We start from the raw sequence: 22,600 nt of genomic DNA on the forward strand, positions 1-22,600 counted from the left end.
ATGTTTACGGGAATAATTGAAGAGATTGGTTCAGTTAAGCAAATACAACCTGGCGCTCAATCTATGACAGTTACGATAGCTGCATCCCTTGTTTTGACAGATGTGAGAGTAGGGGATAGCATCGCGGTCAACGGTGTCTGTTTGACGGTAAAGAGTTTTACCAAGGACCAATTTGTTGCGGACGTCATGCCTGAAACTGTCACTTCTACTTCACTACGACAATTAGAAGTGGGAAGTTCTGTGAATCTGGAGCGAGCACTTGCAGCGAATGGTAGGTTAGGCGGACATTTTGTCACAGGACATGTAGACGGAATAGCTACGATCCGTGAGAAGCGAACGGTTGATAATGCATTATATATACGCTTGTCCTTACCGCAAGGATATCATCCTTATTTGTTACATAAAGGCTCTATCGCATTGGATGGGACGTCATTGACGATCTTTGAGGTAAAAGATACAGATATTACGATTTCATTGATTCCACATTCACAGGAAATGACGGTCATTGCGAAAAAACAAATAGGGGATGTAGTCAATTTCGAATGTGATATGCTCGCCAAATATGTTGAGAACATGTTGCAAAAAAGACAAAATACGGATCAAACGATGTCGAAAGACTTTTTACAACAACACGGGTTTATGTGAAGGAGTGAATGAGGATGTTTCATACAATCGAAGAAGCATTAGAAGATTTACGACAAGGTAAAGTGGTCATCGTAGTGGATGATGAGGATCGAGAGAATGAAGGGGATTTCGTGGCATTAGCCGACCAGATTACACCTGAAATTATCAACTTCATGGCGACAAAAGGTCGAGGCTTGATTTGTGTACCGATAACAGAACAAAAAGCAGCGCAACTAGGGTTACAGATGATGACCGATAATAATACCGATTCACATGGCACGGCGTTTACAATTAGTATCGATCACCGCTCTACACATACTGGGATCAGTGCATTTGAACGTGCGGATACAATTATTAAAATGATGGAACCGAATGCAACAGCAAGCGAATTCAAACGTCCAGGGCATATATTTCCACTTGTAGCGAAGTCGGGTGGTGTACTAGAGCGTACAGGACATACTGAAGCTGCGATAGATTTGGCACGGCTGGCTGGCAGCGCTTCAGCAGGAGTTATTTGCGAAATCATGAGTGAAGACGGAACGATGGCGCGTGTGCTGGAATTACGTCAGATGGCTGAAGAACTAGATTTAAAACTAATCACCATTCAAGACCTTATTCATTATCGTCTGCAACGAGAGCAATTAGTCATTCGTGAAGCAGAGATCGAGCTGCCGACAGGTTATGGCGAGTTCCGCATGGTTGGCTATACCGAAACTATGACAGGAAAAGAACATGTTGCACTGGTAAAAGGGGACGTTACAACGGAAGCGCCGGTCTTAGTAAGGGTTCATTCGGAATGCTTAACAGGCGACGTTTTTGGATCGTGCCGTTGTGACTGTGGTCCGCAACTGCAAGCTGCTCTCTCTCAAATTGAAGAAGAAGGGCGCGGTGTATTGTTGTATATGCGTCAAGAGGGCAGAGGAATAGGTTTAATCAATAAACTGAAAGCCTATGAACTGCAAGAACAAGGCTATGACACGGTAGAAGCAAATGAAAAACTTGGGTTTGCGGCTGATTTGCGTGATTACGGTATTGGCGCACAAATACTTCGGGAACTCGGCATTACGCAAATGCGTTTGTTGACGAATAATCCAAAGAAAATTGCTGGTTTAAAAGGATATGAATTGGAAGTAGTTGAACGCGTTGCAATTCAGCTACCATTTAATGAAGCGAACGAAAAGTATCTACACACAAAGGCAGAAAAGCTTGGTCATTTACTAACTTTATGAGGAGAGATGAAAAATGGGTAATTTATTCGAAGGACATTTAGTAGGTACGGGGTTAAAAGTAGGTATCGTCGTTGGGCGGTTCAACGAGTTCATCACAGGGAAGTTACTATCAGGAGCACAAGACGCGTTCAAACGTCATGGTGTGGATGAAGCAGATGTAGATATAGCATGGGTGCCGGGAGCGTTTGAAATTCCGTTAATCGCAAAGAAAATGGCGGACTCAAAAAAATATGATGCAGTCATTACGCTAGGAACGGTAATCCGTGGCGCGACACCTCATTTCGATTTTGTTTGTAACGAGACTGCAAAAGGTGTTTCTCAAGCAAGCATGCAATCGGGCATTCCAGTGATCTTTGGTGTGCTGACAACGGATACGATTGAGCAATCGATCGAGCGTGCAGGGACTAAAGCCGGGAACAAAGGCTGGGACGCAGCGGTGTCCGCTATTGAGATGGCGAACTTGACGAAGCAGTTTGACTGATTCGTAATAGACGTAAAAGAGGATGTCCTCGAAGTTACTTTACTTCATAGGATATCCTCTTTTATAATGTATTATTCAAATCTTAACATCGGAGTATGCTGTGCTTAAATTGTGTTTAAGTTCAAATATGCAAATGTATGTATCATCCAACCCCTCTCTGAACACTTTTGCGGTCTGCTCTATTTCGAACTCTCTATGAAAAAACTGTCTTAGAAACCATACTGATTTCTAAGACAGTCCTAAATTCATTATGGTACCGTGACTACGCCTAATTTTTCTCGTGCCTGTACAGTAGCAATGACCATATTTTTCAATGCTGCAATTGTTTCTTCACGCTTTCTCGTCTTCAATCCACAATCCGGATTAATCCAGAACTGAGAAGGTTCGAGTACTTCAAGACCTTTGTTGATAATCTCTGTCATCTCTTCTACTGCTGGAACGCGTGGACTATGAATATCATAGACACCTAGACCGATTCCTTTGTCATAATGATACTCATTGAAAGCTTCGACTAAGTCGCCGTGACTGCGTGACGTTTCAATGGATATTACGTCTGCATCCAGTGCACTGATCGATTCAATAAAGTCGTTAAAATCACAATAGCACATATGCGTATGCACTTGCGTCGTATCTTCCACTGAAGCAGTAGATACGCGGAATGCATTAACAGCCCAGTCCAGATAGTGTTTCCATTCAGTCTTTTTCAATGGAAGACCTTCACGAAGTGCTGGCTCATCCACTTGAATCATATGGATACCCGCTGCTTCAAGCGCTTCAATTTCCTTACGCAAAGCGAGTGCGATTTGGTTTGTCACTTCTTCTCTGGACAAGTCATCACGGACGAATGACCAGTTTAAAATGGTTACAGGGCCCGTGAGCATTCCTTTTACTTCGTGATCTGTAAGTGATTTCGCATAAACCGATTCTTCCACAGTCATTGGTTTAGTGAACGCCACGTCTCCAAAGATAATAGGGGGCTTAACGCAACGTGAACCGTAGGATTGTACCCAAGCTTTTTCAGTAAAGACAAATCCATCAAGCTTTTCTCCGAAATATTCCACCATGTCTGTACGTTCGAATTCGCCATGTACCAATACATCAAGGCCTAAATCCTCTTGAATATCGATCCATTCTTTAATTTCAGCACGAATGAAATCTTTATATTGCTGATTCGTAATTTCGCCTTTTCTCCATTTATTACGTGTAGCCCGTACTTCCGGTGTTTGTGGGAAGCTACCTATAGTCGTAGTAGGAAGTAGTGGCAATTGGAATTTTTCCTGTTGCTTCGCTTTGCGTTCTGCAAATGGAAGATTTCGTTTACTATCAGAAAGTAGACTTCCCGAAGTCGCTTCGCGAACTTCTTTATTATTGCGAATAGGAAGGGCATTAAATGCAGTCAATGCTACTTCACATTCTTCAAATTCCTTAGCTTTTTTTTCTTTGCCTTGTAGTATAGCTATTTGAATTGCTTTAATTTCTTCAATCTTCTCGTCGGCAAATGCTAATGCGTTCAAGATCGTTTTATCTAGTTTCTGTTCCGAGCGAGTCGTAACAGGTGAGTGTAGCAAGCTACAAGAAGGCTGAATCCACAATTTATCAGCTGAAACTTGCTGTTGGATTGTTTCAGTCAATGCAAGTTTTTTCTGTAAATTAGATCGCCATACGTTGCGTCCATCTACAATTCCTGCTGCAAGCACTTTAGCTTCTGGGAAACCATATTGCTTTAGATTTTCTAAATTTCTTTCGCGTCCGTGCACGAAATCGAGTCCGATACCTGCGACAGGTAACGCGATCGTTTCCGTATAATGTTCTACTGAATCGAAGTATGTCTGTAGTAGAATATTCAGTCCGCTCACATTTTTAGTTAGCTGGGAATAAATTTCTGTAACGGTCTTCATTTCATCTGAGCTTATGGATGTACTTAGAATCGGCTCATCAATTTGAACCCATTGTACACCTTCATCCTGTAACTCTTGTAGTACTCTTTGATAAAGCGGAATCAGTTGTAAAATTATAGATGGTACGTCTATATCTTCGTAGCCTTTAGATAACTTCAGTAATGTATAGGGACCGAGTAGTACAGGTTTACCTTTAATACCTAGTTCGCTCTTGGCTTCACGATAAGCAGTTAGAGGCTTGTTTTCCGTTAATTGAAAACGCTGACCTTCGTACTCGGGCACGATATAGTGATAGTTTGTATTGAACCACTTTGTCATTTCAGAGGCAACTGCCTCATCATTACCGCGTGCCATCGAAAAGTATGTGGAAGTGGAAACTTGTCCGCCTTTCCAGTTATAGCGTGACGGAATGATTCCGAACATGGCTGACGTATCCAGTACGCGGTCATACAATGTGAAGTCGCCTACAGCAATCAAGTCAACTCCGGCGTTTTGTTGTTTCTTCAAGTTTGCCAAGCGAATCTCTTTCGTTGTTTGAAGAAGCTCATCTTCTGAGATCTTCTTTGACCAAAATGCCTCAAGTGCACGTTTCCACTCACGATTTTCACCTATTACGGGATAGCCCGTTATACTGCTTTTTACCATGGATAATTTCCCCCTTAAATTTTTACAATAAAAAAAACATCTCTAGGGGAAATGTTAGAATTGCGAGTACATATAAAATAACATGCTACTTATAAGCATGCGATTATTTACTCCGTCTGTCTAACACTCCCCTATTCACCGTAGGATTAGCGTCATGAAAAATAGGCAGGTATCTGGCTGGACGCATTCGCGTCTTCACAGTGGCGGGACCGCTCCAAGAAAAGGATTCCCATTTAAGAAATGAAAGTATTTTCATTCCACCTACTTTTCAAACTATTCAATTTAGATGATTGACTCTAAAGCTATCACATGCAAAATAGTGTGTCAACTTGCTATCAGAATTTAGTGATGAGTACCTAAAGAACAAACAGTGAAGTGGAAATATAATAAAATACGATATTTCCACGACTGTTATATAACTGTTGTTAATAGTTGTATCGAACACAAATAGCCATGATGTGAAAATTTTCACAATTCAGTTGAAAGTAAACTAGACTTTAGGTATGATATGTACTAACACGTCTTCAAGTGAAGAAGTCATACGTCTTTTATGTATCGATTTTTGATCGATAGGCTATGGGGTGTTGCCGAATAATAGATGATGATGGTGTTCAATGCTACATGTTATACAACAGAGTAGCGAAAAAATATTAAGGGGTGGCTTTTATCCATGACAAACTATGAAAAAGTAGGTAAATTGCAAGTCGCAACAGAACTATATAACTTCGTAAAAGAAGAAGTTCTTCCAGGTTTAGAGATCCAAAATGAACAATTTTGGACAAACTTTGATTCGCTAATTCATGAACTTGCTCCTGAAAACAAAGCGCTATTAGAAAAACGTGATGAATTACAAAAGACCATAAGCGAATGGCATCAAAATAATAAAGGCGAAATTGATTTCGCTAAATATAAAGAGTTTTTACAAGAAATTGGCTATTTAGAGCCGGTTCCTGAAGATTTTAAAGTGACAACAGCTAATGTTGATCAGGAAGTCGCAAACCAAGCAGGTTCACAATTGGTAGTGCCGATCGATAATGCTCGTTATGCATTAAATGCAGCAAATGCACGATGGGGAAGTCTGTACGATGCGCTTTATGGATCTGATATAATCAGTAATGAGGCGGGTGCTGAAGCTGGTGTTCAATACAATCCAGTTCGTGGACAGAAAGTAATTGATTTCGCGAAAAAATTGTTAGATCAATCAGCGCCTTTAGCTGAAGGTTCCCATGCAGATGTAACTGCTTATAAAATTGCAAAAGGAAAACTTCAAGCGACGCTTGAAAGCGGTAACACGACTCACTTGCAAGATGAATCCAAGTTCGTTGGATATAATGGTTCTGAAGATGCACCGACGGCGGTATTGTTGGTGAATAATGGATTGCATATCGAAATAGCTATTGATCACAATAACCCAATCGGTAAAAGTGATAAAGCGGGTGTGAAAGATCTTGTAATTGAAGCAGCACTCTCTACGTTGATGGACTGTGAAGACTCTATTGCAGCGGTAGATGCTGAAGATAAAGTGGGCGTATACCGTAACTGGCTTGGTTTAATGAAGGGCGACTTGGAATCTACATTCAAGCGAGGTAGTAAAACAGTTACAAGGAAATTGAATGCTGATCGTACGTATATAGGTCGAGACGGCAAAGAGTTGACATTGCGTGGTCGTTCATTGATGTTCGTACGTAACGTAGGTCATTTAATGACTAACAATGCGATTCTTGATGAAAACGGCAATGAAGTACCTGAAGGAATCTTGGATGGCGTTCTTACATCTTTAATTGCTACACATAACTTTAAAGAAAACGTAGAGTTTAAAAACTCGCTTCACAACTCTATTTATATTGTAAAACCGAAAATGCATAGTCCAGCTGAGGCGGCATTTGCGAACAAATTATTTGATCGTATTGAAGATTTACTAGGTGTTGAGCGCAATACAATTAAGATCGGAGTTATGGATGAAGAGCGCAGAATGTCACTGAATTTGAAATCCGCAATCAATGAAGTGAAAGAGCGTATTGCATTTATCAACACTGGATTCCTTGACCGCACAGGTGACGAAATTCATACGTCTATGCAAGCAGGTCCGGTTATTCGAAAAGCGGATATGAAGGCATCTAAATGGCTTTCTTCTTATGAAGCCGCAAATGTAGCAGTAGGAATTGGTGCGGGTCTCCCTGGACATGCACAAATTGGTAAAGGAATGTGGGCTATGCCTGACTTAATGGCTGCTATGCTCGAACAGAAAATTGCTCATCCAAAAGCTGGTGCGAGCACAGCGTGGGTTCCATCACCAACAGCTGCAATTTTACATGCATTGCACTACCATGAAGTAAATGTTAAAGAAGTGCAAGCTGGAATTGACAGTTCAATCGATTATCGCGATGGTATCCTTGATATTCCATTGGCACATAACACAAATTGGTCTGCAGAAGAAGTACAATCGGAACTTGATAACAACGCACAAGGTATCTTAGGTTATGTAGTTCGCTGGATCGACCAAGGAGTAGGGTGTTCAACTGTTCCCGATATCAATGATGTCGGATTAATGGAAGATCGTGCAACATTACGTATTTCCAGCCAGCACATTGCAAACTGGTTACGTCATGGCGTTTGTACAAAAGAGCAAATACAAGAAACTTTGGAGCGTATGGCGATAATAGTGGATCAGCAGAACGCCGATGACGAGTTGTATCAGCCGATGGCACCGAACTATGAAGATTCTATCGCATTCCAGGCAGCCTCCGATCTAATCTTTAAAGGGGCGGAACAGCCAAGTGGATATACAGAGCCAATCTTGCACGCTCGTCGTATTGAAGCGAAAGCAAAAGCAAAACAAAAAGCAACAGTCCAAAATTAATAACTAGTTCAAGCTGTCTCTCTTTCACCGACGAAAGAGAGACAGCTTTTTACTTAATCACTTTGAGATGGGTATTTTCTAATGAATCTGTAAACATGCTATACTAACAGGAATGTTGGAAAGGGGATAAATACATTATGTTGCAAATCAATCAAACGGTTTTCGTATTAGTAGATGTACAAGGAAAGCTGGCACAAATCGTCAATGAAAGTAAGGAACTACATGATAACCTAGAAAAACTGATTAAAGGATTACAAGTATTGGATATCCCAATTCTATGGCTCGAACAATACCCTGATGGTCTAGGAGCAACTACTGAATCGTTATCGAACTTGCTCAGAGAACAACAACCCATAGCAAAAATGACGTTCAGCGCAATGGGCAACGAAGAATTTGTGAAACAACTGAATGAGCTAGGTAGGAAGCAAGTGTTAATTGCAGGAATTGAAACGCATATTTGCGTCTATATGACAGCGGCTGATCTTGTGATGCAAGGCTATGAAGTAGAAGTGGTAGTAGATGCAGTCACTTCCAGAACAGAAGCTAATAAAATGATCGGATTACAAAAGATGAAACATCTTGGAGTCTCCGGCACTTGTGTAGAAACTGCTTTGTATGAGTTGTTAGGTGAGGCGGGAACGGATGAATTTAAACGAGTTTTAAAAGTAATCAAGTAGATCAAACATCAAATAGAAAAAAGCGAAATGCCTGATTTCTGGCATTTCGCTTTTTATTACTCCCATTGTTCTCGTTGTAAATCTTCGGCAATGAGTTGTAAATCATCAGCGGTAATCGATAATAATTCATAGGAGGTAGTTTCCGCTAGTTGTACTGCCATTTTCTTAAGAAACTTCGGTGAACCTTCATTTTCTTCATCATATAGAAGTAACAAAGCATCCGAATTTCGAAGTAGAAACTTATTCTTCTCTACAAATTGCCATGGTGCTTCATAAGGTTTGTTCGTCAAACTCACTGAGTAATCTGCAAGTGATATGATTTGTTCATATGTCTCTTGTTTTAATTCATTCCAGTTCGACTGTTGATCGAGAAATGGTGTAATGACCGCGTATTGTAAATTTGGGTAATCTTCTTGCAGATCCCACACACATTCAATAATCCACGTTTCAACTCCAAGCTGTCCACTGACAATAACCCATTCGAGTCCTTGGTCTAGGAGAGCTAGCAATCGATCTGTCAACGCTTTTTTGATGATAGGTATGCCTTTATGGTCTTCATTGAAGATTCCTAATTCATGGGCTTTATAACCGCTCACGAGTAAACGTTTAATCATTGTTGTCCACTAATTGCTGCTTGTGCAAGCTTTGTAATCGTCATATCATCCATAGGTGGATTGTGAAGACCGGCCCGCACATCGCGATAATGACGCTGAAGGGGATTAGACAATTCCAAACTTTTCGCGCCTACAATGCGCATCGCTAAGTTAACAATTTCTATCGCGCTATTCGTTACAATCGATTTCGCTACTCCAAGTTCATTTTGTAGATAAACTCGTCGAGCGGGATCATCGTAAATTCTCGCGATATCATAAAGTAAATGGCGTGCCTTAATCAGCTCTAAGTCCATCTTTCCGATTTGTGTTTGGATACTGAACAGGGAAGCTATGGGTTCATTAAGGCTGTTTGGTTGATAAGTGGCTGCAAAGTGCACCGCGTAATCACGTGCCGCTTGGGCAATTCCCATGTAACATGCGGGAATATGAAGAAGCCAGCCGTTTTGTTTGTTGCCACGTGGTGCTTCATTCACTTCTACTAACTGATCAGCCGTTGCTTCCACTTGATCTAGCACAAGTGTCTGGCTTTCCGTACCGCGCATTGAAATCGTATGCCAAGTATCTCTGATAGAAAGGCCAGCTGTGTCACTTGGCAACAAGAAAAAACCTGTTTTCTGTTTTTCTTCAATCCAAACAGATACGAGGATATGGGTAAGGGCAGGCGCCATAGTCGTAAATGTTTTTTCACCTGAAATCACCCAGCCATTCTTGGTGCGTGAAGCAGTTGTTTGTGGTTGACCACCACGTGTAGGGCTACCAGTTTGTGCTTCAGTAACGGAACGATTGACTAGAGCACCTTGTTGAATGGCTTCACTAAATTGAGCTAATTGTTCTTCGGTCCACTTACGACTCTCATATAGTTCACCAACAACTCCTTGATGCCAGCCAATTGCTAGAGCGGTAGCACTATCAAAACGAGCGATGGTCTCCTGGAAGAGCACCATATCCGTCACTGTGATACCCGCACCTCCGAACTCTTTAGGTAAGGTTAGCGTCGTATAGCCCATTTTCACGAGTTTTTCTATATTCTCTTTTGGAAATTTTGATAGCTCATCAGATTGTTCTGAAAAGCTACTGAAAAACGGACCTGCCTCAGTCAATTGATCGACCCATCGGCGTTGAAAGTCCGTTGTGATAAAAAGTTCTGTTGACACGAGTAACACATCCTAACCACTTCATTCTTGTACTACTATTCACTGCTAGCTTATTGTAAATTTATATACAAACGCAAAATTACCTTGAGTACTCCTCTCAAGGGTCATGAAATTCTAGTATACTAGAAAAACAAAATAAATACCATTCTGACGAAAGAAAAAAATTCATGTCGTACTATGTAATAATTTACTGAATAATTGGGAAGTATAAAGCTGCTCGCTGTTGCAAGACGAAGTTTAGTTTTAGTCGAAATTTCTACGAGTAAACTATTTAGCGAATCTACAATTCGTTAAATCAAGACTTTGGAACCAGTTAATATTTACTATTTACAGCACAAGGCTAGCCGAATTATACATATTAGTAACAACGTGTATCCTAATAACTAAAAAGATGAACTGGTGAAAAATTCACATATACAATAATTGCTTTATTTTAGCGCAAACACCAAATATCCCTATACGAATATGAATAATGTGGAGTATAATTGGCAGTGTATACCAAATGTATATATAGATTGATGATTGAATAAGGGAGAATGTGGAATATGAAGTTTACAGTAGGAAAAAAGTTATGGGTTGGATTTATGAGTCTTGTCATTATTATCATTATTATCGGCTTAATAGGGTTCCTAGCACTAAAGAATGTTAATGAAAAGTATTCATTTTTAATTAACGACAGGATGCACAAAGTCATTTTGTTAGAGCAACAGCAAAGCGATCAAAATAACTTAGCTAAAAGTGTTAGAGGATATATGTTGTATGGCTCAGAATCTTACATAAAGGAACTAGAAGAAACTCAATCTCGTATAGAAGACCGCTTAAATGAATTACAGGAAATCCTAAAAAATAATACTATGCAGTCTGCATTGTTAACTATTCGTGAAGCGAGTGATGAATACGATCAAGTACTACTATCTATTATAGAAGAGAAACGTGCAGGGAATGATGATCAAGCGCTTGCTATTGGAACGAATGGTGCTAGTTATCAAACAACGATTTCCGACACGATCAATAAAATGACAGATTATCAAAGACAACAACAAGAAAAGCTGGAAAAGGATGTGGCGAAATATACAAAAAGTGCTACTTCGTTGATGATCATCTTAATTGCACTTGGGATTATTGGCAGTGTAGTAATCACGACGATCATCACTCGTTTGATTAGCCGTCCTGTTGGAAGAATGACAAATGCGCTAGCTGAAGTATCAGCCGGAAACTTTGCTATAGAAGAAGTGAACATAAAAAATCATGACGAAATTGGCGATATGTCTAAAACGCTAAATAAAATGGTTGCTGATTTACGCGGTATTATCGATCGAGCGAAAAATTCCGCTTTACATTTAGCAGCACAATCAGAAGAATTGTCTGCAAGTGCGGAAGAGAGTTTAGCTGCATCTGAAATGGTAGCAGAAATCACGGAAAAGAACTTACAGACGAGTGAAATGCAAACCAATATCGTCAATCAATCCACTGTCTCAATGGAGGAAATGATAACGGCCATTGATGTCATTACACAAGACAATGAAGAAATGTTGAATTCATCAGAAGATGTAGCGCGATTGGTGAAGGAAGGCTCGACTTTAATGGGAGAAACGACCAATCAGATGACGAACATTAGTGAAACAATTAGCAATTCCATGGTGACGATCAATAAAATGTCCAAACACACTGAAAGTATCCGTGGCGTCACATCGATGATTGCGGCAATTGCCGAGCAAACTAATTTACTTGCACTTAATGCTGCGATTGAAGCGGCGCGTGCTGGAGAACATGGTAAAGGCTTTGCTGTCGTAGCTGAAGAAGTACGAAATTTGGCGGAACAATCCAAGCAATCTACACAAGAGATTGGTCGAATGATTGATACAATTATTCATGACGTAGAAACAGTGGTGACGAGCACGGACGAAGGTAGAAAATGTGTGGCTGAAGGCTTATTGTCAACAGAGAAAACAAATGCCGTCTTCTTGGACATCGAGCACGCAACATCAGACGTTAGTGAAAAAGTATCTACAGTATCAGCGGCAATTGAAGAGATTCGCGCGATGACAGATGAAGTAACTGATGGAGCTAAACGAGTAGAAGAATTGGCGATCCAAGCAGCAGCAGAAGCTCAATCTACTAGTGCTGCAACAGAAGAACAGTTAGCGGCTAATGAGGAAATCACATCCAGTTCACAAACATTAGCTGAACTTGCAGAACAACTTCAAAATGATATGTCACGATTTAAAGTGTAGTAAATCAGTAAAGAGTTGATTGCGTTGTTTGCAATCAACTCTTTTTTAATGGGAAATAAGCGAGGGCCTCATAGGAAGGAGTTTCCCTAGGATTAATCTTAAATAAGGTGAAACCTTCTATTATAATAGGAACAGGTTCAATAGACTTTTTTTCTAATTGCATTTTATCTGTAGTCTTGCGTTTTTTAGCTATCGTGATGTGCGGAACAAAGCGAGTGTCTTTTTCCAATTCAAGAATCTTTTCTGTACGTCTAGCGATTTGCTTTTGTAGTTCATATAAAGCTTCGGAACCTTGAACTGCTAGAAAAACAACACGCGGTCCGCTTGAAGATCCGAAAAATGATAAGCCTTTTACGTACACCGTGAATTCTGTATGCGATTTAGCGATTTTCTGAAGAGAAGATTTCAGCCAGGGAAGTTTGGCGTCATCAAGCTCTCCTATATAGCGCATGGTCAAATGCAAATCCTTATCGTGTGGAATTACTTTGTATTTCTCATTCAATTGATATTCTGTGCGAAATTGCTGGGCTATGTCATCGACAGGATGAGCAATAGAGATGCCGATAAAATAATGTTGTACCAATTCCAGCTCACCTCCTATTCAATAGGTTCCCTTACTCTCTAAAATATATGCATATTAGCGTAAAAAATCTGTGTATGGGCTGCGGTTTAGGGAACGTACTAACAAATCACGTAAGTAATGTGTATAATAAGAGTGGGATATAACAGAATTATTACAATTGCAAAGGGGATGTCACGATGATTAAAACATTGATTTTTGATCTGGATGATACATTGATATGGGATGCCAAGAGTATTTCCATGGCTTTTCAAAAAACATGTGAGTACGCGACAAAGAAAACAGGGGTCAATCCAGTAGAACTTGAGCATGCGGTGCGCCAAGAAGCAAGAGATTTGTATGCTACATATGAAATATTTCCACATACTCAAAATATCGGAATTAATCCTTTTGAAGGGTTATGGGGTGTTTTTGACGATGAGGGAGAAGAATTTCAGAAAATGAAAGAGATTATTCCGAGTTATCAAAAGGAAGCATGGGTTAAAGGGTTGAAGAAACTGGGGATTGATGATGAACCATTTGGTAGGGAATTAGCTGATGTATTTCCAAAAGAGCGCAAGAATAACCCATATATATATGAAGAGACGTTTGAAGTATTGGATAAATTGAAAGGTAATTACCAGTTAATTCTTCTGACAAACGGTTCACCAAGTTTACAACAGATTAAGCTAACGATCTCACCTGAAATACCTGGTTACTTTGATCATATTATCGTTTCTGGTGCATTTGGTAAAGGGAAACCTGATGCATCTATATTCAAGCATGTTCTGGAATTAAGTGGTATCCAAGAAGAAGAAGCGTTGATGATTGGTGATAACTTGATGACAGACATTTTAGGTTCAAGTCGTGTCGGTATGCGTAATGTATGGATTAATCGAGAAAATAAACTACCGAATGATGAAGTGAAACCTACGTATGAAATCGATAACTTACATGGTCTTTTTCCTATACTTGCCGCATTAGACAACCGATGAGATTCTCTCATCGGTTGTGATTCTTTTCTACTTATTTTTCATTGTTTGTAAAGCAAGGAGGGATTTAATGCTGGAATACATATTGGTGTTTTTAGGGGCGGCTATACCGTGGATTGAAATTATGATTGTCGTTCCGTTAGGTATTATTCGAGGACTATCACCTATATGGGTAATAGTTCTTTCATTTGCGGGTAATATGGCAACAGTACTTCTATTAATTGTTGGTTTCCAACATATTAAAGAATGGATGGCACGTAGAAAACAGAAGAAGGGTAAAGGTAAAAGTGAGTCAAAACGTCAACAACGTGCAGAACAAATTATGAACAAATATGGATTACCGGTTTTAGCACTTGCGGGTCCTATATTGATCGGAACACATATCGCGGCTTTTATTGGTCTCGTATTAGGGGCGAAGAAAATGAATACGGCAATTTGGTCGGCGGTCAGTATTGCGCTATGGTGTTTAGTGTTCGGAATTCTTACAGCTATGGGATTTGATTTCTTTGTCAATCACACATAAAAAATCCAGCTACTATGAGCTGGATTTTTTATATTCTTATAAATCAATTGCTTTTGCATCATTAATATTTTGGACTTCTTTAATATGCTTGATAGAAGTCGATTCGACGTGGTTGTCAACAGCTAACATCATGATAGCATAGCCGCCTTCAGTGGAACGTCCAACCTGCATCGCTGCAATATTGATATTCTCTTCTGCTAGAAGTGTACCTACACGACCGATTGCCCCTGGCTGATCCATGTGTCGGATAAATAGTAAGTGTCCGCTTGGAATTACATCTACTACATAATCGTCCACTTTTACAATGCGCGGTCCAAGGCCATTTAGAAGTGTACCCGCTACTTTGCGAATACCTTTTTCAGTCACGATTTCTACTGTGATCAAGTTCAAGAAGCCTTTACCAGTAGTTGTTTTTTGCTCGTTCACTTTGATGCCGTAACGATCAGCCAATAACTTCGCGTTCACATCATTGACAGTTTCCCCAAGATTCCGCTTCAAAAGGCCTTTGACGGTGTTACGCGTTAACGCACGCACATCGTAGTTTGCCAATTCGCCAGCATATTGAATGTTGATTTCATGGATAACCGAGTTTTGAATTTGGGATAAGAACATACCTAGTTTTTCTGTAAGATCGAAGAATGGCTCGATTTTCGCCAATACATCACGAGAAACAGATGGCAAGTTCACTGGGTTACGAACAGATCCAATTGTCAAGAAGTTCACTACGTCACGGCTTACGTCAACTGCTACTGATTCTTGTGCTTCGAATGTACTTGCGCCCAAGTGAGGAGTTGCTATTACTTCAGGTAATGTCAACAATTTATGGTCTAGGAATGGCTCTTCTTCGAATACGTCCAATGCCGCACCCGCCACTTTACCAGCAACGATTGCATCGTATAAAGCATCTTCGTCAATGATTCCACCGCGTGCACAGTTGATAATTTGTACGCCGTCTTTCATTTTCTCGAATGCTTCTTTGTTGATCATTCTACGAGTTTCTTTTAGTAAAGGTGTATGAACTGTAATGAAGTCAGCTACGTCTAGCACTTCATCTACTGTCCCAATTTCTATGCCTAATTTTTTGGCAACATCTTCTGTTAAAAACGGATCATATGCGACTACATTCATACGTTGTCCTCTTGCACGTCTTGCCACTTCAGCACCGATGCGACCAAGCCCGATGATCCCCAAAGTTTTGTCTTTCAATTCCACACCAAGGAATGATTTTCTATCCCATTTATTGTTTTTTAACGAGTTGAAGGCTTGAGGGATTTTGCGCGCCATAGACATCATCATGGCGACTGTGTGCTCAGCTGCAGAGTTTGTGTTGCCATCCGGAGCATTCACTACGATAATTCCTTTTTCTGTAGCCGCGTCCAAATCAATATTATCGACACCTACACCTGCACGACCGATGATTTTTAATTGATCAGCTGCTTCCAACAATTCTTTTGTAACAGTTGTCTGACTACGAACTAGTAATGCATCGAAATCTTTGATACGTTCTTTCAGCTGATCTGGTGTTAGGTCAGTCTCCATTACAATTTCAAAACCTTCTGCTTGTCGTAGTGGGAAAATTCCGTCCTCGCTAAGTGGGTCACTAATAAGTATTTTAAAAGCCATGATATTCATTCTCTCCTTTGATTGTTTGTAGTAGAATTTTTGTTGGAAAACTATGTGTGATTGATCGTATATGTAAGTTGTACGCTACCCCCCTTATAGGTAAAATAAAAAAGCCTTCCATCCCTTACGTATAAGTAAGGGGCGAAAAGCTCGATAAACTAACGCGGTACCACCCTTGTTTTGCTGCAGATGCAGCCTTCATTCAGCATGCGTAACGTGCATGTGACGGATTAGCCTACTAAAATGTTCAGCCAATCAATTCGGAAGTGCCTCCAACCTCGGAATTTGCTGACTTACACCACTGCATCAGCTCTCTAGAAAATTCTTTTTAGGAAGGTATCTCTTCGTCAAAATTGTTTAACAACTATTAATTTAGAACTAATCATAACACGTCAAAAACTATTGTCAATTGCTTTTCCGGAAAAAATGAAAAACTGTTAAATGCGAACGTAGTTATTGAATTATTTGTGAACGTTCGTGTCTGAGGGGTTATTTGTAAAAAAACATCTTTAATTTAACTAAGTGGAAGGAAATAGCGTAAGTCGTTTGAAGGGAAGAAGTGCAGGTAAGAGTGCTATAATGGGCTTATACTATTCATTTAGAGGAGTGTTGGGAATTGAAAAAACTAGAATCACTAGAGCAATTCGAGCAACTTAAACAAGAAGAAAGAGTGATTTTCTTATTCACTGCAGACTGGTGTCCAGATTGCAGAGTGATTGAACCATTCTTGCCGACATTAGAAACAGAATTTGCGGAGTATGAATTTGTCTCGATTGATCGTGATGATTTTATAGATCTTTGCAGTCAGTTGGATATATTCGGTATTCCTAGCTTCGTGGCATTCAGTGAAGGAACAGAAACAGGTCGTTTCGTCAGTAAAAATCGTAAAACGAAAGAAGAAATCGAAGAGTTTATTAATAGCTTAACGTAATGTAATCGGACTACATGAAGAGATATTGAGGCAATTAAACAAAAGGACTGAAGGCAACTATAAAAGTTGTTTTCGGTCCTTTTTATATTAGAAAAGATGCCACAAAAAGATCTTATTTCTTGTATTACGTGAACTCTTTCAGTTGCTCTATAAGAATTTTAGCGCCTTGTGGACTGATGTATAGACCGTTTGACAATAGTTTGTTTTCATCCATCACATCACCCGTGATAAAACACGCTCTGTTGGCCTGGAATTTTCTCAAAATGATTCTATCATCTTCTACGAAAATTTCGATCGGATCGCCCTTATCGATCGACAAAGAATTTCGAAGTTCTTTTGGAATGACAATTCTGCCGAGATGATCAACTTTACGAACAATACCTAAAGACTTCATGAGCTCCTCCTCGAAGAAATGTAGTTGGTAGTTTCTATTATACACAAAAATATACTATCTACAATTTACAAAACTTAAATGCGCAGAACAATTTGACAATTCCGCTATACAATTAATTTATTAATGCTATAATAGGCAGTAATTAAATATTTCTTATCAAGAGAAGCTGAGGGATTTGGCCTGATGAAGCTTCAGCAACCTCTGTATATACAGGAAGGTGCTACCTCCAACAAGATTGTTGTCTTGAGAGATAAGAACGGTGAATGGTCAACCCTCATTTTCTTATCTAAGAGAAATGAGGGCTTTTTTGTATAGAAATAGAATAACTGAACGTCAAGGGGGAAATAGAATGCCGATTAATATACCAAAACATCTACCAGCAGGTGAATTACTGAAAGAAGAAAAAATCTTTATTATGGATGAAGAACGTGCGACAACACAGGATATCCGCCCGATCAATATTTTAATTTTGAACTTGATGCCTGAAAAAGAAAAGACAGAGCTTCAATTGCTGCGATTGCTTGGTAATACACCTTTACAAGTGAATGTCACATTTCTCAATACAGCTACCTATGTTTCGAAAAACGTCAGTCAGAATCATTTAGAAACGTTCTATACTACTTTTGAACATGTCAAAAATCGTCGTTTTGACGGTATGATTATCACAGGTGCTCCAATCGAACTTCTACAATTTGAAGATGTAGTCTATTGGAAGGAGCTAGAAGAAATTATGGAATGGACAAAAACGAACGTCACATCTGTTCTTCATATTTGTTGGGGGGCACAAGCGGCTCTATATCATCACTACGGAATTGACAAATTCGAGTTGCCGAAAAAGTGTTTTGGAGTATTTTCACATGATATTACCGATCCAACAGTGAACTTGGCAAGAGGGTTTAATGATGTATATGTTGCCCCACACTCACGCCATACGGGAGTTTCATTAGAAGAAATAAAGAATCATCCTGATTTGACCCTGCTTTCTGCTTCTGAAGATGCCGGCGCATTCATTGTGATCTCAAATGATGCAAAACATATTATGGTAACTGGACACTTAGAGTACGATGCACACACATTAGGGGATGAATACGCTCGCGATATAGAAAAAGGTGCTGACATTGATGTTCCTGTAAATTATTATCCGAACGACGATCCGTCCAAAGAACCTATGAATACTTGGCGATCCCATACGCATTTATTGTTCTCGAATTGGCTCAATTACTATGTCTACCAGAAAACTCCTTATAACTGGAATTAAAAGAATTAGTGTATAAATTTCTATAGTTTGCACATACTCCGATTACCGGAGGTGTATGCAGTGAACATAGATGAATTTTGGCAATTGGCTTTTTGGGAAATGACTTTACGAACGGTGATCTCATTTGTTGTGCTGTTGATTTTGGCGCGTTTTATGGGGAAGAAACAAGTGTCACAATTGACTTTCTTTCATTATGTGACAGGTATAACAATCGGTTCGATTGCGGCCAATTTGGCGGGAGAGTCTGAAACGCCATTCTTGAATGGTTTATATGGAATGGTTTTATGGGCAGTATTAACAATTCTTGCTAACTTTTTATCATTCAAATCCATTAAACTTCGTGTATTACTCGATGATAAACCGATGATTGTCATTCAGAACGGAAAAATCCTAGAAGGTTCCATGCGTAAATTACGTTTGAGTTTCAATGATATAAATATGATGCTACGAGAGCAGTCGGTATTTTCTATGAAAGACGTCAATTACGCGATATTCGAAACGAATGGTAATTTAAGTGTCATGTTGAATGCAAGTGAGAAATATGCGACAAAGAAAGATATCAAAGCCCCAGCACCACAGCCAAAATATATTCCGACCGAAATTATTACTAACGGGAAAGTAGAAGAGAAAAATATGAGAGAACTTCAATTGACTGATACTTGGTTAACTGAGCAACTAAAAAAACAAGGGATTTCCAAACCAGAGCATGTTCTCTACGCAGAAATTCAGTCAGATGGCAGTTTGTATATCAATACATTAAAATCGACTTGACGTGAAGAGCCCTGACATAATCAGAGCTCTTCGCGTTTTTTATAATATTTCCCAATTTCTTTGTTTGGCCACTGCAGTAAGTTTTTTATCTGGACGAACTGCTACAGGGTACCCAACTTGCTCTAAGACTGGAAGGTCGGAAATGCTGTCACCATAAGCAAAGCTATTATCCCAATCGACAATTTCTCCAAGTAGTGCTTGATAAATTTGTTCGTTTTTACGTGTACCTTGAATATGTAGGAAAGGCTGATCCATCGCTAATTGTTCTCCATTTGAAGGGATGTCTGTGCCGATAATTCGATCAAATGTCAAGTGACTTGTGACTGCTTTTAAAAAAGGAGTATAAGCTCCAGAAACTAGTAAGATATGGTATCCCTCTTTTTGATGTTCTACTAGTCGGTTAATGACTTGTTCATTGAAGTCAGGCAACATCACGTTATGCATACCTTTAAAATACTCATGTAGTTCTGCCATCGTCAATGAATCCAATGCTTGTAGATAAAGGAACATAGAGCGTTCTTTCATAATAGACTCAGGTAGTATTTTTAGTTTATAGCGAACATAAAGCGGTAATATCGATCGAAAAAAGTTTCGGTAATACTTCTTGTGCGTAGGATGATTCTTTAATTGCTCCATGAGTAATTTAAAGGTTTCTTTAGTGTACAACGTACCATCAAAATCAAAGATCGCAACTTTCATATAGACACTCCTTCATTTGTATTCTTCTACATAGTATACAAATATAGGGAGTGTAAAAGCAAAAAAGCAGATGAAGAAGAACTCCATCTGCTTGAAACATTAACTTATTGAAGGTTGTTCGGCATACCGGGTTGACCTTGTGAAGGTGCAAATGAATTAAGCAACATATTCATATCCTGATCATTTAATTGAGGTACTTGATAATAGTGATGTTTGTTTTGGTAAATTGACAACTCGTACGCCATTTCTATACAGTTAGGCACGGAATCTGCCAGTACACGGCGAACGACTGGATTACATACTTCTAATGAAGCAGCTGTTTTGCCTGTAGCGCCTTCTTTCTTAGCGCCAAGTAAAAAGCCGGAGATGATTTCATCACTGATTTCACCTGTGGATTGAATGGGCTTAGAGGGTGCTTTTTCTTTCATACCGTAAATGAAGTCGCTACTTGCTTTCATTTGATAGCGCTGCGTAGGGTGTGAAGGATCTTTGCCTGTTTTGAAACTTTCGACGAGAATATTGTACTCATCCAACGCGAATCGGTACTGTCGATCAAGAATATCTAAAAGTTCTGGATCTTGGACGTGTGGGCGTAAAATCATCGCTTGGTTCAATGCTCCGACTGTCGCGCTAAGTACTTCTTTGACATCAAATAACTCATGTCCACCGTGATTCATCGATGGGGGAACTTGTCCGCCTTGCATGTTTTGAGATGTTTCGAATTGATTTGTCAAATATTTTTCCTCCTTCAATAGTCATGTACATCGAAAATAGTATGTGAAGTAATCGAAAGCTTATTCATATGAAATTGTATTGGCGACTCAAGCATAGTTCTTAACGCGCCATCATATCATAAGGATAGAACTCAGGAAGGGTAGTGAAGATACATGCAGATTCATGTAGTTTCGCAAGGTGAGAGTTTATATGAAATCGGTAAAATATACGGTGTGCCATACGAACAAATAGCAGAAGTTAATGAACTAGAAAGTGATATCCGATTAGCTGTAGGACAAGCACTTGTCATACCAATAATAGGTTCTTATTATTGGGTGCGACCTGGAGATAGTCTCTATACAATCGCACAAAGATATGGTCTTACAGTTGCGCGCTTGGCAGAAATTAATGCAATCAGTCCCACCAGACCATTAATGATTGGTCAGCGTCTGTATATACCACAAGAAGTGAAAACGAGGATTGATTCATTATTATATGTTGAACCGCGTAATCCAGTCAGTCAAGATATGCTAGCGGAAGTTCGTGAACGTGTCGATGACCTTACGTATCTCGCCATGTTCAGTTATGAAGTACAACGTGACGGCTCACTCAAAGCACCTGCTCTAGCAGATATTCCGACTATCGCAAAAAACGCAGGTGTTGTAAATATGCTAGTTCTGACGAATTTAGAAGACTATACATTCAGTGCAGATTTAGCGCATGTTATTTTTACTGATCAAGCAGCGCAAAACAAAATGATTCAAAGTGCGATTGATGTAGCAAAAAAAATCGGATATGGTGATATTCACTTCGACTTTGAGTTATTATTCCCTGAAGATCGGGAATTATATAATCAACTATTACGCAATGCACGCGATCAAATTCATAAAGCTGGCCTTACGATTTCTACAGCACTTGCACCAAAAGCGGGGGAAGTAACGACAGGTATTTATGGGGCCCATGATTATAAAGTGCATGGGGAAATTGTAGACTTCGTTGTATTGATGACATATGAATGGGGATATACGTATAGTGCACCACAAGCTGTAAGTCCAATAGGTCCAGTCACCAGAGTAGTAGAATATGCCGTTAGTCTAATGCCAAATGAAAAAATTTTTTTAGGTCAGAATCTATACGGCTATGATTGGACAGCCCCATTTGGTCAACCGGATAGTAAAGCCGCCAGAGCATTAAGTCCACGAACTGCTACTAATCTAGCAATCGAGCAGAATGTTGCAATTGAATACGATGCACTAGCCCAGGCGCCACATTATACGTATTACGATGAACAAGGAACTGAACATGAAGTGTGGTTTGAAGACGCACGAAGCATTAACGAGAAGTTTAACTTGCTGAAGAAATTCAAGTTACGGGGAATCATGTACTGGAAACTCGGGCTTTCATTCCCACAAAACTGGCTGTTATTAGAAGATCGATTTACTATCTGGAAGCGATAAGTATAAGAGCCTTTCCTTAAGTAAAAGGAAAGGCTCTGTCATATGAGTTCTCACTCGTTATTTAACAATTTCATAGCGCTTTGGAACATATCCATATCCGGATTTACGAGTAAAGCAGGTAGGAGAGCAAAAGTCATGATCAGGAGTAAGTTCGCTCCTAAGATTGATCGAATTGTACTTGTTTTCTTTGTCATAGCGCTTCGCCTCTTTCTTTTCGTATTGTTCTCACTAGTATGTGTATGCGCTTACATATATAACCTCAC

At 39.6% G+C, this 22,600-nt stretch carries 21 protein-coding genes, 1 riboswitch and 1 other annotated feature; of the genes, 12 read left to right on the forward strand and 9 right to left on the reverse strand.

Features of this window, described 5'->3' with window-relative positions:
* From ribE to ribH, 3 genes are read left to right on the forward strand one after another with little or no spacing between them, the layout of a single operon-like run.
* Positions 1–645 carry a riboflavin synthase gene (gene ribE, locus CSV73_RS07455; protein WP_099627075.1) on the forward strand — a complete coding sequence of 215 codons (645 nt, stop codon included), beginning with the start codon at positions 1–3 and terminating at the stop codon, positions 643–645.
* 14 nt (positions 646–659) lie between these two features.
* Positions 660–1,853, forward strand: coding sequence for a bifunctional 3,4-dihydroxy-2-butanone-4-phosphate synthase/GTP cyclohydrolase II (locus tag CSV73_RS07460; protein ID WP_099627076.1), 1,194 nt, complete (start codon positions 660–662; stop codon positions 1,851–1,853).
* Positions 1,854–1,866: 13 nt separating this feature from the next.
* A complete protein-coding gene (gene ribH, locus CSV73_RS07465) occupies positions 1,867–2,334 on the forward strand; it encodes a 6,7-dimethyl-8-ribityllumazine synthase (RefSeq protein ID WP_085131351.1) in 468 nt (155 codons plus the stop codon).
* A 248-nt stretch (positions 2,335–2,582) separates the two neighbouring features.
* Here the strand turns inward: ribH and metE are convergent, their stop codons facing one another.
* Positions 2,583–4,877: a 5-methyltetrahydropteroyltriglutamate--homocysteine S-methyltransferase gene (gene metE, locus CSV73_RS07470; RefSeq protein ID WP_099627077.1), complete on the reverse strand. Its 2,295-nt coding sequence runs from the start codon at positions 4,875–4,877 to the stop codon at positions 2,583–2,585.
* A 670-nt stretch (positions 4,878–5,547) separates the two neighbouring features.
* Here metE and CSV73_RS07475 point away from each other — a divergent pair.
* Both CSV73_RS07475 and CSV73_RS07480 read left to right on the forward strand, forming a co-directional pair.
* Complete coding sequence (locus tag CSV73_RS07475; protein WP_099627078.1) at positions 5,548–7,737, forward strand: malate synthase G; 2,190 nt, start codon at positions 5,548–5,550, stop codon at positions 7,735–7,737.
* A 137-nt stretch (positions 7,738–7,874) separates the two neighbouring features.
* On the forward strand, positions 7,875–8,414 hold the full coding sequence (locus CSV73_RS07480; RefSeq protein ID WP_099627079.1) for a hydrolase: 540 nt from the start codon (positions 7,875–7,877) through the stop codon (positions 8,412–8,414).
* 56 nt (positions 8,415–8,470) lie between these two features.
* Here CSV73_RS07480 and CSV73_RS07485 read toward each other — a convergent pair whose 3' ends face one another.
* Complete coding sequence (locus CSV73_RS07485; protein ID WP_085131347.1) at positions 8,471–9,028, reverse strand: SLOG family protein; 558 nt, start codon at positions 9,026–9,028, stop codon at positions 8,471–8,473.
* On the reverse strand, positions 9,025–10,182 hold the full coding sequence (locus CSV73_RS07490) for an acyl-CoA dehydrogenase family protein (protein ID WP_099627080.1): 1,158 nt from the start codon (positions 10,180–10,182) through the stop codon (positions 9,025–9,027). The genes CSV73_RS07485 and CSV73_RS07490 overlap by 4 nt, the downstream gene beginning before the upstream one ends.
* A 545-nt stretch (positions 10,183–10,727) precedes the next feature.
* Between CSV73_RS07490 and CSV73_RS07495 the strand changes: the two genes are divergently transcribed.
* Positions 10,728–12,416, forward strand: coding sequence for a methyl-accepting chemotaxis protein (locus CSV73_RS07495; RefSeq protein WP_158232307.1), 1,689 nt, complete (start codon positions 10,728–10,730; stop codon positions 12,414–12,416).
* A 34-nt stretch (positions 12,417–12,450) separates the two neighbouring features.
* On the opposite strand, the gene thpR is transcribed toward CSV73_RS07495, so the two are convergent.
* Complete coding sequence (thpR, locus tag CSV73_RS07500) at positions 12,451–12,999, reverse strand: RNA 2',3'-cyclic phosphodiesterase (protein WP_158232308.1); 549 nt, start codon at positions 12,997–12,999, stop codon at positions 12,451–12,453.
* Positions 13,000–13,175: 176 nt separating this feature from the next.
* On the opposite strand from thpR, the gene CSV73_RS07505 reads away from it, so the two are divergent.
* Together CSV73_RS07505 and CSV73_RS07510 are read left to right on the forward strand one after the other, a co-directional pair.
* Positions 13,176–13,970 carry an HAD family hydrolase gene (locus tag CSV73_RS07505; protein WP_099627081.1) on the forward strand — a complete coding sequence of 265 codons (795 nt, stop codon included), beginning with the start codon at positions 13,176–13,178 and terminating at the stop codon, positions 13,968–13,970.
* A 67-nt stretch (positions 13,971–14,037) separates the two neighbouring features.
* A complete protein-coding gene (locus CSV73_RS07510) occupies positions 14,038–14,490 on the forward strand; it encodes a small multi-drug export protein (RefSeq protein ID WP_085131342.1) in 453 nt (150 codons plus the stop codon).
* A gap of 36 nt (positions 14,491–14,526) precedes the next feature.
* On the opposite strand, the gene serA is transcribed toward CSV73_RS07510, so the two are convergent.
* Entirely contained in the window at positions 14,527–16,113 is a 1,587-nt protein-coding gene (gene serA / locus CSV73_RS07515; protein WP_099627082.1) for a phosphoglycerate dehydrogenase, read from the reverse strand.
* Between the two features lie 134 nt (positions 16,114–16,247).
* Positions 16,248–16,473: a binding site (T-box leader), on the reverse strand.
* A gap of 256 nt (positions 16,474–16,729) precedes the next feature.
* Here serA and CSV73_RS07520 point away from each other — a divergent pair.
* Entirely contained in the window at positions 16,730–17,044 is a 315-nt protein-coding gene (locus CSV73_RS07520; protein WP_085131340.1) for a thioredoxin family protein, read from the forward strand.
* 124 nt (positions 17,045–17,168) lie between these two features.
* Here CSV73_RS07520 and CSV73_RS07525 read toward each other — a convergent pair whose 3' ends face one another.
* Positions 17,169–17,438, reverse strand: a complete 270-nt coding sequence (locus tag CSV73_RS07525) for an AbrB/MazE/SpoVT family DNA-binding domain-containing protein (protein ID WP_085131339.1) — start codon at positions 17,436–17,438, stop codon at positions 17,169–17,171.
* Positions 17,439–17,588: 150 nt separating this feature from the next.
* A riboswitch (SAM riboswitch) is annotated at positions 17,589–17,695 on the forward strand.
* A 92-nt stretch (positions 17,696–17,787) separates the two neighbouring features.
* Here CSV73_RS07525 and metA point away from each other — a divergent pair.
* Positions 17,788–18,696, forward strand: coding sequence for a homoserine O-acetyltransferase MetA (metA, locus tag CSV73_RS07530; protein WP_085131338.1), 909 nt, complete (start codon positions 17,788–17,790; stop codon positions 18,694–18,696).
* A 66-nt stretch (positions 18,697–18,762) separates the two neighbouring features.
* Complete coding sequence (locus CSV73_RS07535; RefSeq protein WP_369802578.1) at positions 18,763–19,467, forward strand: YetF domain-containing protein; 705 nt, start codon at positions 18,763–18,765, stop codon at positions 19,465–19,467.
* A 39-nt stretch (positions 19,468–19,506) separates the two neighbouring features.
* On the opposite strand, the gene CSV73_RS07540 is transcribed toward CSV73_RS07535, so the two are convergent.
* Together CSV73_RS07540 and CSV73_RS07545 are read right to left on the reverse strand one after the other, a co-directional pair.
* On the reverse strand, positions 19,507–20,166 hold the full coding sequence (locus CSV73_RS07540; RefSeq protein WP_085131337.1) for an HAD family hydrolase: 660 nt from the start codon (positions 20,164–20,166) through the stop codon (positions 19,507–19,509).
* Positions 20,167–20,270: 104 nt separating this feature from the next.
* On the reverse strand, positions 20,271–20,870 hold the full coding sequence (locus CSV73_RS07545) for a spore coat protein (protein WP_085133549.1): 600 nt from the start codon (positions 20,868–20,870) through the stop codon (positions 20,271–20,273).
* Between the two features lie 183 nt (positions 20,871–21,053).
* Here CSV73_RS07545 and CSV73_RS07550 point away from each other — a divergent pair, with 183 nt between their 5' ends.
* Positions 21,054–22,337, forward strand: coding sequence for a LysM peptidoglycan-binding domain-containing protein (locus tag CSV73_RS07550; RefSeq protein ID WP_099627083.1), 1,284 nt, complete (start codon positions 21,054–21,056; stop codon positions 22,335–22,337).
* 50 nt (positions 22,338–22,387) lie between these two features.
* Here the strand turns inward: CSV73_RS07550 and CSV73_RS16575 are convergent, their stop codons facing one another.
* Complete coding sequence (locus CSV73_RS16575) at positions 22,388–22,531, reverse strand: hypothetical protein (protein ID WP_198166064.1); 144 nt, start codon at positions 22,529–22,531, stop codon at positions 22,388–22,390.
* Positions 22,532–22,600 lie beyond the last annotated feature (69 nt).

Source organism: Sporosarcina sp. P1 (genome assembly GCF_002743155.1).
GTDB lineage: Bacteria > Bacillota > Bacilli > Bacillales_A > Planococcaceae > Sporosarcina > Sporosarcina ureae_B.

Coding starts and splice junctions, on each gene's coding strand:
- CSV73_RS07550 (WP_099627083.1), top strand. CDS start 21,054: ATGCAGATTCATGTAGTTTCGCAAGGTGAGAGTTTATATGAAATCGGT.
- CSV73_RS07460 (WP_099627076.1), top strand. CDS start 660: ATGTTTCATACAATCGAAGAAGCATTAGAAGATTTACGACAAGGTAAA.
- CSV73_RS07495 (WP_158232307.1), top strand. CDS start 10,728: ATGAAGTTTACAGTAGGAAAAAAGTTATGGGTTGGATTTATGAGTCTT.
- serA (WP_099627082.1), bottom strand. CDS start 16,113: ATGGCTTTTAAAATACTTATTAGTGACCCACTTAGCGAGGACGGAATT.
- CSV73_RS07480 (WP_099627079.1), top strand. CDS start 7,875: ATGTTGCAAATCAATCAAACGGTTTTCGTATTAGTAGATGTACAAGGA.
- CSV73_RS07545 (WP_085133549.1), bottom strand. CDS start 20,870: ATGCAAGGCGGACAAGTTCCCCCATCGATGAATCACGGTGGACATGAG.
- CSV73_RS07485 (WP_085131347.1), bottom strand. CDS start 9,028: ATGATTAAACGTTTACTCGTGAGCGGTTATAAAGCCCATGAATTAGGA.
- CSV73_RS07510 (WP_085131342.1), top strand. CDS start 14,038: ATGCTGGAATACATATTGGTGTTTTTAGGGGCGGCTATACCGTGGATT.
- CSV73_RS16575 (WP_198166064.1), bottom strand. CDS start 22,531: ATGACAAAGAAAACAAGTACAATTCGATCAATCTTAGGAGCGAACTTA.
- ribE (WP_099627075.1), top strand. CDS start 1: ATGTTTACGGGAATAATTGAAGAGATTGGTTCAGTTAAGCAAATACAA.
- CSV73_RS07525 (WP_085131339.1), bottom strand. CDS start 17,438: ATGAAGTCTTTAGGTATTGTTCGTAAAGTTGATCATCTCGGCAGAATT.
- metA (WP_085131338.1), top strand. CDS start 17,788: ATGCCGATTAATATACCAAAACATCTACCAGCAGGTGAATTACTGAAA.
- CSV73_RS07475 (WP_099627078.1), top strand. CDS start 5,548: ATGACAAACTATGAAAAAGTAGGTAAATTGCAAGTCGCAACAGAACTA.
- CSV73_RS07505 (WP_099627081.1), top strand. CDS start 13,176: ATGATTAAAACATTGATTTTTGATCTGGATGATACATTGATATGGGAT.
- metE (WP_099627077.1), bottom strand. CDS start 4,877: ATGGTAAAAAGCAGTATAACGGGCTATCCCGTAATAGGTGAAAATCGT.
- ribH (WP_085131351.1), top strand. CDS start 1,867: ATGGGTAATTTATTCGAAGGACATTTAGTAGGTACGGGGTTAAAAGTA.
- CSV73_RS07540 (WP_085131337.1), bottom strand. CDS start 20,166: ATGAAAGTTGCGATCTTTGATTTTGATGGTACGTTGTACACTAAAGAA.